The 14109-nt window shown below is 64.6% G+C and carries 10 protein-coding genes; 8 read left to right on the top strand and 2 right to left on the bottom strand.

All coding sequences use genetic code 11. From position 1 onward, the window contains the following. Nucleotides 1–8 precede the first annotated feature (8 nt). The 4 genes from J2751_RS00410 (at nt 9) to aspS (ending at nt 5467) form a co-directional block, all read left to right on the top strand. The gene (locus tag J2751_RS00410) at nt 9–1250 is read left to right on the top strand and encodes a DUF4352 domain-containing protein (protein WP_209482486.1); all 1242 of its coding nucleotides are present in this window, start codon (nt 9–11) and stop codon (nt 1248–1250) included. A gap of 49 nt (nt 1251–1299) precedes the next feature. Beyond that, nucleotides 1300–2292: an NAD-dependent epimerase/dehydratase family protein gene (locus J2751_RS00405; RefSeq protein WP_209482485.1), complete on the top strand. Its 993-nt coding sequence runs from the start codon at nt 1300–1302 to the stop codon at nt 2290–2292. 342 nt (nt 2293–2634) lie between these two features. Next, on the top strand, nt 2635–4059 hold the full coding sequence (larC, locus tag J2751_RS00400) for a nickel pincer cofactor biosynthesis protein LarC (RefSeq protein ID WP_209482484.1): 1425 nt from the start codon (nt 2635–2637) through the stop codon (nt 4057–4059). 103 nt (nt 4060–4162) lie between these two features. Then, a complete protein-coding gene (aspS, locus tag J2751_RS00395; RefSeq protein ID WP_209482483.1) occupies nt 4163–5467 on the top strand; it encodes an aspartate--tRNA(Asn) ligase in 1305 nt (434 codons plus the stop codon). A gap of 695 nt (nt 5468–6162) precedes the next feature. Here aspS and J2751_RS00390 read toward each other — a convergent pair. Then, nucleotides 6163–7344, bottom strand: coding sequence for a PAS domain-containing response regulator (locus J2751_RS00390; RefSeq protein WP_209482482.1), 1182 nt, complete (start codon nt 7342–7344; stop codon nt 6163–6165). Between the two features lie 85 nt (nt 7345–7429). After that, entirely contained in the window at nt 7430–7690 is a 261-nt protein-coding gene (locus tag J2751_RS00385) for a hypothetical protein (RefSeq protein WP_209482481.1), read from the bottom strand. A 111-nt stretch (nt 7691–7801) separates the two neighbouring features. On the opposite strand from J2751_RS00385, the gene J2751_RS00380 reads away from it, so the two are divergent. From J2751_RS00380 to J2751_RS00365, 4 genes are all read left to right on the top strand, one after another. Beyond that, nucleotides 7802–9211 (top strand): class II fumarate hydratase, encoded by a 1410-nt coding sequence (locus J2751_RS00380; RefSeq protein ID WP_209482480.1) that lies wholly within the window; start codon nt 7802–7804, stop codon nt 9209–9211. Nucleotides 9212–9452: 241 nt separating this feature from the next. Then, a complete protein-coding gene (gene sucC / locus J2751_RS00375) occupies nt 9453–10598 on the top strand; it encodes an ADP-forming succinate--CoA ligase subunit beta (RefSeq protein WP_209482479.1) in 1146 nt (381 codons plus the stop codon). Further along, a complete protein-coding gene (gene sucD / locus J2751_RS00370; protein WP_209482478.1) occupies nt 10595–11464 on the top strand; it encodes a succinate--CoA ligase subunit alpha in 870 nt (289 codons plus the stop codon). The genes sucC and sucD overlap by 4 nt, the downstream gene beginning before the upstream one ends. A gap of 83 nt (nt 11465–11547) precedes the next feature. After that, nucleotides 11548–14055: a hybrid sensor histidine kinase/response regulator gene (locus J2751_RS00365; protein ID WP_209482477.1), complete on the top strand. Its 2508-nt coding sequence runs from the start codon at nt 11548–11550 to the stop codon at nt 14053–14055. The last annotated feature ends 54 nt before the right edge of the window (nt 14056–14109 follow it).

Raw genomic sequence — 14109 nt, 5'->3', positions numbered from 1 at the left:
GATAATTGATGGTTGACAGACGGACGTTTCTCACAGCAGCGGGGCTTGTATCGGTCGGTTCAATGGCCGGCTGTCTTGGCGATGAGGATGGAGACATCCCGGACGTAGAGACAACGGACGGCCCGGCCGAATTCGCGGTCTATGGCGCGTCAGTTTCCGACGACGAGTCAGTAACGGTCGATTCGGACACGACCATCGATATCGTCATTGGTAATCGAGGTGGTGAGCCCGGGGAACCGGATGTCGAAGCGGTAATCGATAGCCTCGAAAGTGAATCCGCACCACAACGGTCTGCGTCCCTTTCTACGGTTGAAGAGGAAGTCGAGAGTGGTGGCACAGTGACTCTGACTACGGAAACAGTGGACTTCGAGTACGCTGGCCGATATGCGGTCACCGCTTCGGACGCCAGCGACGGGCTACTCCCCGTCGACGATGATGCGGATGCTGAAATCGAAGTGGGCCCGATCCGCGCCGAAGCCGGTGGCACACAAGAAGTCGTTGAAGACCTTCGATTCACCGTCGAAGACGTGTCCTTCGAACAAGGACTCCACTACGATATCACCGAATCCACTGGTGGGTTATTTGGCGGTAGCAGAGACCGGGTTGCCGTTGAAAGCACCCTCTCTGACCAAACCCTTGTGTTTGTCAATGTGAGCGTAGAAAACGCGGGGAGTAGCGGACTTACAGTCGGAACGGAGAACTTTACCTTCGCGGATGAATCGGCATTAACCAGTCTGAGTGGCACGGCCTTTGGCGATCTCCGGGACATTGAATCATCCCCAATTGAGGGAGTCTCGGTCAACCCCGGTAGCCGGATCAATGGCTGGATCCTGTTCAGAGCGAACAAAAACGAAGTGAGTGACGCTGAAATCGGCTATCACCGTGACTCGAGAAGTGCTCCCAAAGACGCTATCTGGGAACTTGACATCGGAGACGTTGGGTTCCCCGAATTCGAGTTCGTGAGCATGGACGTACCGGATCAACGCGAAGAAGGCTTCCAAGAGTTCGAATTCACCATCGCGAACGTCGGCGATGCCGTTGGAACGTTCCGGGGAGAGCTCGAATGGCGAGAAGGCGATAGTGCGGACTGGGAAAGGCGTCTTGAAGGGAATGAGACCCTTTCGGCTCGAATTCCAGCTGGCGAGGAGGCAACCATCACACAAGGCTCCGAAAACGATGAGCTAGACTCCACATACGACTACCGACTCAACCCGTTCGGAGCAACCTTCACTATCGGTCCGAGCGAATAGCGTCTTCCGCTTCGGTCACGCTTTTGAGGCGGCTCCTCCGAAATCCGGTATGACCGACACGGCGCTCGTCATCGGCGGCACGCGGTTCATCGGCCGACACACCGTCGAGGACCTGCTGGCGCACGGCTACGAGGTGGCGATGTTGAACCGGGGGAACCACGAGAACCCCTTCGCGGACGACGACCGCGTCACCCACGTCGAGGGCGACCGGACGAACGAGCGGGACCTGAAGGCCGCGCGCCTCTCCGCGGATCCGGACGTCGTGATCGACTGCGTGGCGTACCACCCGGCGGACGTCGCCGTGGCGACCGACGTGTTCGCCGACGTCGACGGCTACGTGTACATCTCCTCGGGAGCGTCGTACGCGGCCGAGCACGTCCCCAAACGCGAGGGTGTCACCCCGCTGGAGCCGTGTACGCCCGAGCAGGCGGCCGACGACGACCACGACACCTACGGGAACCGGAAGGCCGAGGGCGACCGCGAGATATTCGCCGCCGCCGAGGCGGGCGTGAACGCGATGGCGGTGCGGCCGTGTATCGTCTACGGCCCGTATGATTACACCGAGCGGCTCGACTACTGGATCGACCGTGTGCTGACCCACGACCGGGTGGTCGTCCCGGGTGACGGGCAGAACCTCTGGCATCGGGCCTACGTCGAGGACGTGGCGAGCGCGCTCCGGATCGTCGCCGAGCGCGGCGAGCCCGGAACGGCCTACAACGTCGGCGACCGACGAGCGCTCACCCTACAAGAGACAGTGGAGACAATCGCGAACACCGCCGGCACCGAAGTGACGGTCGTCCCCGCCAGCGACGACGCGCTGGCGGCCGGCGATCTCGCGCCCGACGACTTCGTGCTCCACCGGGAATACCCGCACCTGCTCGACACCTGCGCGCTCGCGGACCTCGGCTGGGAGTCGATGCCCGTCGACGAGGCGATGAACCGAACCGTCGCGGAACACCGCGAGTCCGACCGCGACGGAAGCGAGTGGGACCCGGGCCGTGACGCGGAGGAGCGCGTGTTGGGAGTGAAAGACACGTTATAAGGGAAAAACGCCACCGTTGAGGTCCGTAGCGGAACCGGTGGTCGTCCCCCCGCATGATCCGGACGGGGCGGTGAGCGATGTCAGGGGTAGATCGAGTGTACTGAGAGGGAGGCGTTTATAAACGAGTGAGTGGCGCTCTCTCGTCATTGCCGGCGGCGGAGTCGCCGGTGACGCCACCGCCTCGTTCATTTATAATGGATCGTGACGGCCGTTCTCACGTCCGTTATTTACGATCTCGTCGGTATCGGTTCGAGCGACGCACTCCCGAGATCGGTCAAACGGCAGCTCCATCGACGGAGGCGAACCCGGAGGTATTTGTTCCACGATCGCCACCGGTACCGCATGCGAACGCTCGTTTTCGACGGTCGAACCGGTGCCGCCGGCGACATGATCTGTGCCTCCCTGATCGCCGCCGGTGCCGATCCCGCGGTCCTCGAACCCGTGAGCGATCGACTCCCCGTTCGCTACGAGGTGGGCGAGACGACGAAGAACGGGATCCGCTCGACGACGGTCGACGTGCTCCTCGATGATCTCGGTGATACCGCCGATGGCCCCGATGACGGGGACGACCGCGAGCAAGCGAATTCGACTCCGTCCCACGAGCATGATCACGACCACGATCACGGCCATAGCCACGAGCATGGTCACGACCACAATCACGGTCATAGCCACGAGCATGATCACGACCACAATCACGAGCACGCTGAAGGCTCCGGAGCCAGCCGCTCGTACGTCGAAGTCGTCGACATCGTCGCGTCGATGGATCTCCCGGTTCCGGTCGAGACCGTCGCGCTCGACGCCTTCGAACGTCTCGGTCGCGCCGAGGCATCGATCCACGGCGTCGATCTCGAGGAGATCCACTTCCACGAGGTCGGCGCGGACGACGCGATCGCGGACGTCGTCGGAGCGGCGCTCCTCCTCGACGACCTCGACGTCGATCGCGTCGTCACCACGCCCGTGGCGGCCGGCGGTGGCGAGGTCGAGATGAGCCACGGGACGTATCCGGTCCCAGCTCCGGCGGTCGTCGAGATCGCGGGACGTGCGCCGTTCACGCTCTCCGGCGGACCGATCGACCGAGAACTGTTGACGCCGACGGGCGCGGCGATCCTCGCCGCCGTGGCCGAGGATGTCGACACGATCCCGACGATCGACATCGACGCGTCCGGCTACGGGGCCGGCGACGCGACGTTCCCGAAACACCCGAACGTGCTCCGCACGCTGGTCGGCGACGGGGGTGACGGTGTTGACGCCCGCGAGGAGCCGCACTCCGGCCACGACGGTCACGAGGAGGGGGGACCCCTCGTCCACGACGACATCGCGATCCTTGAGACGAACCTCGATGACGCCGCACCGGAGGTGCTCGGCGGGCTTCAGGAGACCCTCGTGGACGCGGGCGCTCGCGACGTGACGATAGTTCCGACGACCATGAAGAAGTCGCGCCCGGGGCATCTGGTGAAAGTCATCTGTAAGCCGGCGGACGCGGACACGGTCGCGGAGCGTCTCGCTCGCGAGACGGGGACGCTCGGGATCCGGCAGGCGGGGGCGAGCCATCGGTGGATCGCCGAACGTTCCTTTGAGACGGCGACGCTGACCATTTCGGGGACCGATCACGAGGTGTCGGTGAAGGTCGCCGCGACCGCCGACGGCGACGTGTACGACGTGAGCGCCGAGTACGACGAGGCCGCGGCGGTCGCCGAGGACACCGGCCTCCCGGTCCGCGAGGTGCTCCGGCGGGCCGAGGCCGCGGTCCACGCACTCCTCGATTGAAGCCTCTCGATAGCACTCGTCGGTCACGAGCGAGGGTCCCGTCGCCGCCGAGACGACAGGCCTATGCCGGATGCGCGGCCAGTTGGACGTAACACACACTTATATGATCGATCGAATTCACACGTCGCAGGTCGAAGCGGACGCCGGATCGGTCGCCATCGCGGGACACGTCCACGAGATCCGTGATCTCGGCGGACTGGTCTTCCTCATCGTTCGCGATCGCGAGGGACTCATTCAAGTCGTCTTCAAGGAGGAGCGTGAGCCGGAGCTGTTCGAGGCCGTACAGGACGTCGGCTCCGAGGACGTCGTTCGGATCGTCGGCGAACCGGTGGAAAGCGATCAGGCCCCCGGCGGCGTCGAGATCGCGCCGACCGAGTACGAGGTCATCGACGAGGCGGACTCCCCGCTCCCGCTGGAGATATCGAAGGACGTGGACGTCGACCTCTCGACCCGGCTCGACAACCGCGCGCTCGACCTCCGGAAACCGGAGGTCCTCTCCGTGTTCACGCTTCGCTCGGAGCTGATGACCGCGATGGAGGAGTGGTTCGAGGCGGAAGAGTTCGTCGACATCAAGACCCCGCGCATCTCGAAGGGCGGTGCGGAGGGCGGCGCGGAGCTGTTCCCGATCCTCTACTACGACAAGGACGCGTTCCTCTCACAGAGCCCCCAGCTGTACAAACAGATGTTGATGGCCGCGGGCTACGAGGCCGTCTACGAGAACGGGACCGCGTTCCGCGCGGAGGACTTTGCCACCTCCCGACACGTCTCCGAGATCGCGATGTTCGACGTCGAGCTCGCGTACATCGAGGATCACCACGACGTGATGGACGTCCAAGAGGAGTCGCTGCGACACGCGCTGCGGGCGGCCGCCGAAAACGCCGAGCGCGAGCTCGACGTGCTTGATGTCGACCTCCAAGTCCCCGAAGAGGACTTCCCGCGGATCACGTTCGACGAGGCGCTCGATATCCTCGAGACCGAGTACGGACACTTCCCGGACGATCCGACCGACTTGGACACGAAAGGCGAGAAGCTGCTCGGGGAGTACTTCGAGGAGCAGGGACACCCCGCGTTCTTCGTCGTCGGCTACCCGGACGAGAAGTTCTACTACATGCAGGACGTCGAGGGCGATGACGTCGCGTCCCGGAAGTTCGACCTGATATATAAGGGGCAGGAGCTGTCCTCCGGCGGCCAGCGTGAACACGACGTCGAGCGGATGGTCGAGGTCATGGAGGAGCAGGGCGTCGAGACCGCCAACTTCGAGTTCTACATCGAGGCGCTGAGCTTCGGAACGCCGCCCCACGGCGGCTACGGGCTCGGGATCGACCGGCTCGTCCAGAAGGTCGCCGAGCTCGATAACATCAAGGAGGCGATCATGTTCCCGCGCGATCCGAACCGGCTAGAGCCCTAGATCGGCCGGGATCGGGATCGTAGGGGTAGTCCGGGAGACGGGTTCCCGGCGTTTGGGCCCCGTTGAGGTCGCTTTTATATACATGGTTCTTCCCAGAAACCGTTGGTCGACGGGGGTTCGTTCATGAGCGATACCGAGAGTAGGTCTCGCAATACGGTGTGGTAGGTATTTATAAGTGGATTAGTGGTGTTGCTGGCGGCTGTTTATAAATGGGCGAGGATATGAGGAACTACTGAAAAGCTCTAGCCACTCGTTTATAAGCGGTTGACCGCGGATCGACGGTGACGACCTCCAAAGCCCTAGCCGGCACAGCAACCGCACCTCACGCCTCCCCAGCCTCGTCACCGGCGGCTTTGCCGCCGATTGCTAGAGAGAGCTCCGCTCTCGCCCTGTCGCTGGCGGCAGCCGCCGCCAGCGACTCCCTCGCGCGACGCTCTCGCCGGCGGCGTTGCCGCCGGCTGTCAGAGAGACCTTCGGTCTCTCCCTACTCGCGCCCTTAAAAGGGCGCTCGGAGGCGCACGCCACCGCACGGTTTGTTTATAAGCGATCGTTGCTGTCGCTCACAGTCCGTTTAAATACGATCACGTCGCTGCCGATTTGAGAGGCTTACTCCCGATATCGCTCACTACTACGTCCATACTAAGCCATCGGATGAACAGACAGCAACTGGAAACGAGTTCGACGACCCCGTCCGATCACGACCCGTCCTCGGCGTTCCGGTACAGCCACAGGTGTCCGCGGCCGTCCGGGAGGTCAATTGGCCGGTAGGTGCGTATCAGCCCTCGACCGTCGGCGAGCGCCAGCCGCTCGTTCCGTACTGGCTCGCCCCGCTCGATGATCGCGTTCACCCGAGTCAGGAACTCCTCGGGATCCGCAAAACGGTCGCTCGCGTCGCGGGCGAACTCGACACAGTCGGCTCCTACCGCTTCCGCCGGGATCTCCTCCATCCCGAACAGTTCGAACAGTCGGTCGTTGACGGTCAGCACTCGTCGGTCGGCGTCCTCCGCGAGAACGCCGTGCGGGAGCGCATCGAACACCGTGGAGAGTACCGCGTTCGTGCGTTCGAGCCGTCGTTTCCGCTCCTCGCGCTCCGTGATGTCCTCGAACTGCGAGAACACCCGGATTACTTCGCCGTCGTCGTCGGTCACGACCTGATTGTACCACGTACAGCGGATCCGCTCGCCGTCGGCGGTGACGTTCTCGTTGACACTCCGGAACCCGCCGCGGTTCGCCAGCAGATCGCGTTCGACCGCCGCGACGGTCCGATGCTGGTCCGTCGGCACGAACGGCGTCCACGTCTCGCCCACAAGCTCCTCGGCGTCGTACCCGAGTATCGTCTCCGCTGCCGGGTTGGTTCGAACGATCTCGAACGTCTCGTCGTACTCGATGGTCCCCAGTGGCGACTGTTCGATGAACCGCGAGAGCCGTTCCTGGCTCGACGCCAGCGCCCGCTTGGAACGGTACTGATCGACCGCGTTCCGCACCCGGTTCGCGAGGACGGTGTACTGGTCGGTTCCACCCTCCTTTTGAATGTAATCCGTCGCCCCAGCGGCGATGGCATCGCTCGCGATCTCCTCGGATCCCTTCCCCGTGAACAGCACGAACGGGACGTCGATGTCGTTGGACCGTACCGCATCGAGCAGTTCGAGTCCCGTCATCCCGGGCATGTCGTAGTCGCTAACGATACAGTCGAACGACCCCGATCCGAGCGTCTCCAGCGCGTCCCGGGCCGCCGTCTCGGACCGCACCGAGAACGCGTCGTCGAGACGCTCCAGATACGTCGCGACGAGATCCGCGAACGCCCCATCGTCGTCGACGTGGAGAACCCGGATCCCCTCGACGTCGTCGGAACCCGACTCGTGGACGGGATCGTTCATGCCCCACACGTCTCGTGGGCTCGAAATATAGTTTCGGGTGAATCGAGGAAAAAATGACGTTCCAGCCCGTGAACGCTTTAATCGTTCAATCGTTCGACTCCGGTTCGACGGACTCGGATCGCTCGTCGTCCGACCCCGCGGATCGAGCGGTCCGGAACAGCCCGACGAGTCCGACGAGAACGAGGACCGCACCCTCGATCCGCACGACGGTCCGGAACCACGGTCTGGCCTCCGCGTCCTCGGCGTCGCGGTAGGCGATCCGGGTGAACGCGCTCACGACGACTCCCGGGACCAGTGCCTCTACCAGCCCGATGACCCCCACGACGAGGAAGAGGATGGCTCTCATACCGACTCTTCGACGGGAGTCCTCAAAAGCAATGCGACGGTCGCGGGTGCCGAGGATCCCGCTCGTCACGCCATCGGCAGGTTTTACCACGTCTCCGGAGAACCCACGCGCATGAGCGAGGACTACCGCACGGAGGAGGACAGCCTCGGCGAGATGCAGGTCCCGACCGACGCCTACTGGGGCGCACAGACTCAGCGAGCCGTCGAGAACTTCCCGATCTCGGGACTCACGTTCGGACGGCGCTTCGTCCGTGCGCTCGGGGTCGTCAAGAAGGCGGCCGCGCAGGCGAACCGCGACCTCGGGCTCTTGGAGGCGGACACCGCCGACGCCATCGTCGCGGCCGCGGACGAGGTGATAGCCGGCGAGCACGACGACCAGTTCCCGGTCGACGTGTTCCAGACCGGTTCGGGCACCTCCTCGAACATGAACGCCAACGAGGTGATCGCCAACCGCGCCGCGGAGATCGCGGGCGCGGAGATCGGCGATCGCGTCGTCCACCCGAACGACCACGTCAACTACGGCCAGTCGAGCAACGACGTGATCCCGACGGCGATGCACGTCGCAAGCCTCGAGGCGGTCGAGAAGGACCTCGTCCCCGCCCTCGAAACACTCCACGCGGAGTTGGAGGCGAAGGAGGCCGAGTTCGACGGCGTCGTCAAGACGGGCCGCACGCATCTCCAAGACGCCACGCCGGTCCGGCTCGGACAGGAGTTCGGCGGCTACCGGACGCAGGTCGCGAAGGGGATCGAGCGCGTTTCCGGGATCCAGTCGAACCTCCGCGAGCTCGCCCTGGGCGGCACCGCGGTCGGTACCGGGCTCAACACCCATCCCGAGTTCCCGGAGCTCGCGGCGGAGTACATCAGCGACGAGACGGGGACGACCTTCCGCGAGGCCGACAACCACTTCGAGGCGCAGGCGGCTCACGACGCGATGGGAGAGGCACACGGCGCGTTGCGGACGGTCGCCGGTAGCCTGAACAAGATCGCCAACGACCTGCGGCTGCTCGCGTCCGGGCCGCGAAACGGACTCGGGGAGATCGAACAGCCCGAGAACCAGCCCGGTTCGTCGATCATGCCCGGGAAGATCAACCCGGTCGTCGCCGAGTCGGTGAACCAGGTCCACAAGCAGGTCGTCGGCAACGACGCCGCCGTCTCCGCGGGCGCGGCCCGCGGCGAACTCGACTTGAACCTCTACAAGCCGGTGCTCGCGTACAACTTCCTCCAGTCGGCCGATATGCTGGCGAACGCGGCCGAGACGTTCGGCGAGCGCTTCGTCGGAAAGCTGGAGGCCAACGAGGAGCACTGTGCGGAGCGCGTCCAGCAGGCGATGGCACTGGCGACCGCGCTCAACCCCGCGATCGGCTACGACAAGGCCTCGAAGGTGGCAAAACAGGCCCTCGACGAGGGGAAGACCGTCCGGCAGGTCGCCGTCGACGAGGGGTATTTAACTGAGGCGGAGGCCGACGAGGTGCTTGACCCCGAGGCGATGACCCATCGAGTCATTCTCGGCGACGACGACTGAACACACCGGATTCGGAGGGCCTTTTCGAATCTATATAAATGAGTGGCCGGATTTCGTGGACGGGTACCGCGCTAGCAGCACTGTCGGATCGTTCGCGTCGGCGGTAGCTCCGTTCGTCGGTGCCCTCGTTGGCTGCGCCGACGTCTATAAGCGATGTCGCATCGACCGTCCCCGCCGACATGCGCCTTGCTCACACCGGATCGGCACCATTTAAGCCGCCGTCCGTTCCGATCCCACACGGATGAAACTACACGAACATCAAGCGAAGACCATCTTCGCGGATGCCGGGATTCCGGTACCGGAGTCCCGGCTCGCGACGAGCGTCGAGGAGGTACTCGACGCCGTCGACGAGATCGGCTATCCGGCTGCGATCAAAGCGCAGGTCCACGTGGGGGGTCGTGGGAAGGCCGGCGGAATCAAGATCGCGACCGATCGCGACGAGGCCGAGCAGTACGCCGAGGAGATCCTCGGGATGGATCTCAAAGGATACACCGTCGAAACCGTCCTCGTCGAGGCCGGTGTCGACTTCGTCGACGAGCTGTACGTCGGCGTGACGATGGACCGTGGCGAGGGCAAGCCCGTGCTGATGGTGTCGACTGAGGGCGGCGTCGACATCGAGACGGTCGCCGAGGAGACGCCGGACGCGATCGCGCGCGAGCACGTCGATCCCGCGTTCGGGCTCCACCCGTATCAGGCTCGCAAGGTCGTCTACGAGGCCGGCGTCGACGCCGACGTCGCGCTCGACGTGGCGTCGATCCTCTCGACGTTGTACGATCTCTACGAGGACAGCGACGCGTCGGAGATCGAGGTCAACCCCGTCATGATCACGAGCGACCGCGACGTGACCGCCGCGGACGCCGTGATGAACATCGACGAGGACGCCCTGTTCCGCCAGCCCGACCTCGCCGACCTCGCCGAGGAGTCCTACGAGGACGACCTCGAACGGAAGGCCGGCGAGTACGGCTTCGATTACGTCCGCCTGTCGGGCAACGTCGGGATCATCGGGAACGGCGCTGGACTCGTAATGACGACGCTCGATCTGGTCGACTACTACGGCGGCAAACCCGCCAACTTTCTCGACATCGGCGGCGGTGCGAAAGCGGAGCGCGTGACGCAGGCGCTCGACATGGTCTTTTCCGATCCCAACGTCGACAGCGTCGTCTTCAACATCTTCGGCGGGATCACCCGCGGCGACGAGGTCGCTAAGGGGATCAACGAAGCGCTCGAAGGGTTCGATGAGATCCCGAAGAAGGTTGTCGTCCGGCTCGCCGGTACCAACGCCGAGGAGGGGATGGAGATCCTGAACACCGACCTCGTGGAAGTCGAGGCGACGCTGGAGGCAGCCGTCCAGCGTGCGGTGAAGAACGCGGAGGAGGTAACCCAATGAGCATTTTCGTCGACGACGACACCAGAGTGGTCGTACAGGGTATCACCGGCGGGGAAGGGAAGTTCCACGCCGGACAGATGATCGAGTACGGGACCAACGTCGTTGCCGGTGCGGTCCCCGGCAAGGGCGGCCAAGCGGTCGACGGCGTCCCCGTCTACGACACGGTCGACGAGGCCGTCGAGGCCGAGGACGCGGACGCCTCCGTGATCTTCGTGCCGCCGGCGTTCGCCGCGGACGCGGTGTTTGAGGCGCTCGACACCGACCTCGATCTGGCGGTCGCGATCACCGAGGGGATCCCGACGCAGGACATGGCGAAGGTGAACAAACGGCTGGGCGAGACCGACACGCGTCTGCTCGGTCCGAACTGCCCCGGGATCATCACGCCCGGCGAGGCGAAACTCGGCATTCTCCCCGGCAACATCTTCTCCGAGGGGAACGTCGGGCTGGTCTCCCGCTCCGGGACCCTCACCTACCAGGTCGTCGACAACCTCACCGAACGGGGTATCGGTCAGACCACCGCGATCGGTATCGGCGGCGACCCGATCATCGGCACTTCCTTCGTCGACGCCCTAGAGGCGTTCGAGGCCGACGACGAGACCGACGCGGTCGTAATGTGCGGCGAGATCGGCGGCGAGGACGAGGAGCAGGCCGCGACGTTCATCGGCGAACACATGGACACCCCGGTGACCGGCTTCATCGCCGGGCGTACGGCCCCGCCGGGCAAGCGAATGGGTCACGCGGGTGCCATCGTCTCCGGCTCCGGCACGGGCACCGCACAGTCGAAGATCGACGCGCTCAACGACGCGGGCGTTCCCGTCGGCGATACCCCCGAAGACGTCGCTGACCACGTCGAGAGCTTCCTGTAGGCTGGACATCGGGACACCCCGGCTGGTATCATTTTTGATTTTATTGACAAAACGTTCAAATAAGCGCGTGGTGACTGGCACGTATGAATTCGAACCCCGGGACCCACGGAACCGGGGAGGACGGAGTCGACGAGGACGCCCCCGATGACGGCAGGGCCGGTGAAACCGGACCCCGAATCGGAGTCGACGGATCCGACGACGCCGTGGGGCGAACGGCCGGCCCGGACCGCGTCCTCGTCGTCGACGACGAGCCGGGTGCCGCCGATCTCGCGGCGACGTACCTCGATCGGATCCTCGACGACGTCGAAACGGTCACCGCTTCCTCCCCGGACGCCGCGATGGACCGGATCCGTGAGGGTCACGTCGACTGCGTCGTCAGCGATCACGACATGCCGGATGCGACGGGACTAGACCTGCTGGACGATGTCCGAGCCGAGATCGGCGATCTCCCCTTCATTCTGTTCACGGGGAAGGGAAGCGAGGAAATCGCAAGCGACGCGATCTCTGCCGGCGTCACCGATTACCTCCAGAAGGGTGGCGGCTCCGACGGATACGAGATGCTGGCGAACCGCGTCGACAACGCGCTGAGCCGCCGACACGCAGAGGCGGATCTTCAAGCGGCCAACCGAAAGGTGACTGCCATCCACGAGTTCGCGACCGAGGTGTCCACCGTCGACGCGGTCGAGACGGTGTTCGATCGCGTCGTCGACGTCGCCGAACGGGTGCTGGAGTTCGATCGCTGTGTCACGGCTCGTCGTGAGGGCGACCACGTCTCCCCCGCGGCGCTCTCCGAGACCGTCACGAGCGACGAGGTCCGTTCGTTCAAGCTCGGCGAGGGGATCGCGGGGCGGACCGCCGCCGAGGAACGAACGTTTGTGATCGACGAGCTCGACCGGTCGGATGACGCGGATCCCGTCACCGACGACATCGGGTCGGTGATCAGCGTCCCGATCGGTGAGTACGGAGTGATCCAGGCGGTGTCCAGCCGTCCGGAAGCCTTCGACGAGGCCGACATCGAATTCGCCGAGCTCGTTGCCACGCACGCTGCCGAGGCGATAGCACAGATCGAGACGGAAAGCGCGCTCCGATCCGAGCGGGATCGGTTCGCCGCGCTGTTCGACAACATCCCGTTACCCGTCGCGAGGGTCCTCGTTGACGGGGACGGGAACCAACGCCTCGACGAGACGAACGATGCCTTCGAGGAGACGTTCGGCTACGCTGCGTCCGAGAACGGCTATCAGGAGGCCCGCGATGCTATGACCCCGGACGGCGCTCGACGGGTCGACCCTGACATGCTGAACGGCGACGGCGACCCCATCCGAGTCGAGGTACGGCGTCGGACGCTCGACGGAGTCAGGGACTTCATCCTTCACGGGATCCCCGTTAGTCAACCGGACGGGCGGATCGTGTACAGCGTGTACGCGGACATCAACGATCAGAAACGGGTCGAGCGGACGCTACGTGCGCTCCACGAGACGACACGTGAGATGTTCCAGACGGACGGAACGCGGGAGGTCGTCGAGGTTGCCGTCCGCGCCGCCATCGACACGCTAGGGCTCCCGAACAGCGGCGTCCGACTGTACGATCCCGAGTCCGGAACCCTTCGTCCGACCGTCATATCCGAGGAGGCGACCGAGATAATCGGTGATCGACCACCTTTCGGTCCTGGAGACGGACGAGTCTGGGAGGCGTTCGACCGCGGAGAGCTGATACGCGTTGACGACCTCGCCGCGGTCGACACGACCGCCGAGTACAGTGAGCTTCGGAGCCTGCTCATCGTCCCTCTCGGAGACCACGGCGTGATGCCGCTCGGCTCACGGGACCCGGGGTTCTTCGACGACCGCGACGTCCAGCTCGCACGGGTGCTCGGCGCGAACGTGACCGCCGCGCTCGACCGGGCCGAGCGCACCGAACAGCTTCGTGAGCGCGACGCCGAGCTCCAGCGTGAGCTCGACCGCCACGAGAAGTTCGCCGAGATGGTCTCACACGACCTCCGGAACCCGCTCACGGTTGCCAGCGGTCGCCTCGAACTCCTCGATGGGTTCGTCGATGACGACGGGATACAAGCGGAGATCGACCGAGTAGAGGACGCGCACGACCGCATTGGCGAACTGATCGACGACCTGCTCGCGCTGGCCCGACACGGACGGACCGTCGACGACGTGGAACGGATCGACATCGCGACCGCCGCGGCGGAAGCATGGCGCACGGTGGACACCGAAAGCGCCGTTCTGGAAACTCCCGATACGGACGCGACCATCGACGCCGATCCGGAACGGCTCCGAACGCTGTTGGAGAACCTGTTTCGGAACAGTGTGGAACACGGTTCAACGAGCAGTCGGCCGAAGGCCGAGGGAGCGATCACGGTGACGGTCGGTGCTCTCGATCAGGGGTTTTACATCGCCGACGACGGCCGTGGATTCGACGGGATCGATCCGAGCGACGCGCTGGAGCACGGCGTTTCGGGATCGGACAACGGATCCGGGCTCGGGCTAGCGATCGTTCGAGAGATCGCCGACGCTCACGGGTGGGAAACGACCGTGGAAGACGGCTCCGAAGGCGTTCGCTTCGAGTTCCGGCCGGCCGGCTGAACGACGAGGTCAGGCGTCGACGAACGGACCGCGGAAGTATCCGCAAGCGATTTA

Origin of the sequence: Halorubrum alkaliphilum (assembly GCF_017873815.1) — an archaeon.
Lineage (GTDB): Archaea > Halobacteriota > Halobacteria > Halobacteriales > Haloferacaceae > Halorubrum > Halorubrum alkaliphilum.
The sequence above is the reverse complement of the archived record's forward strand: the minus strand, read 5'-3'. Positions and strand labels throughout refer to the sequence as shown.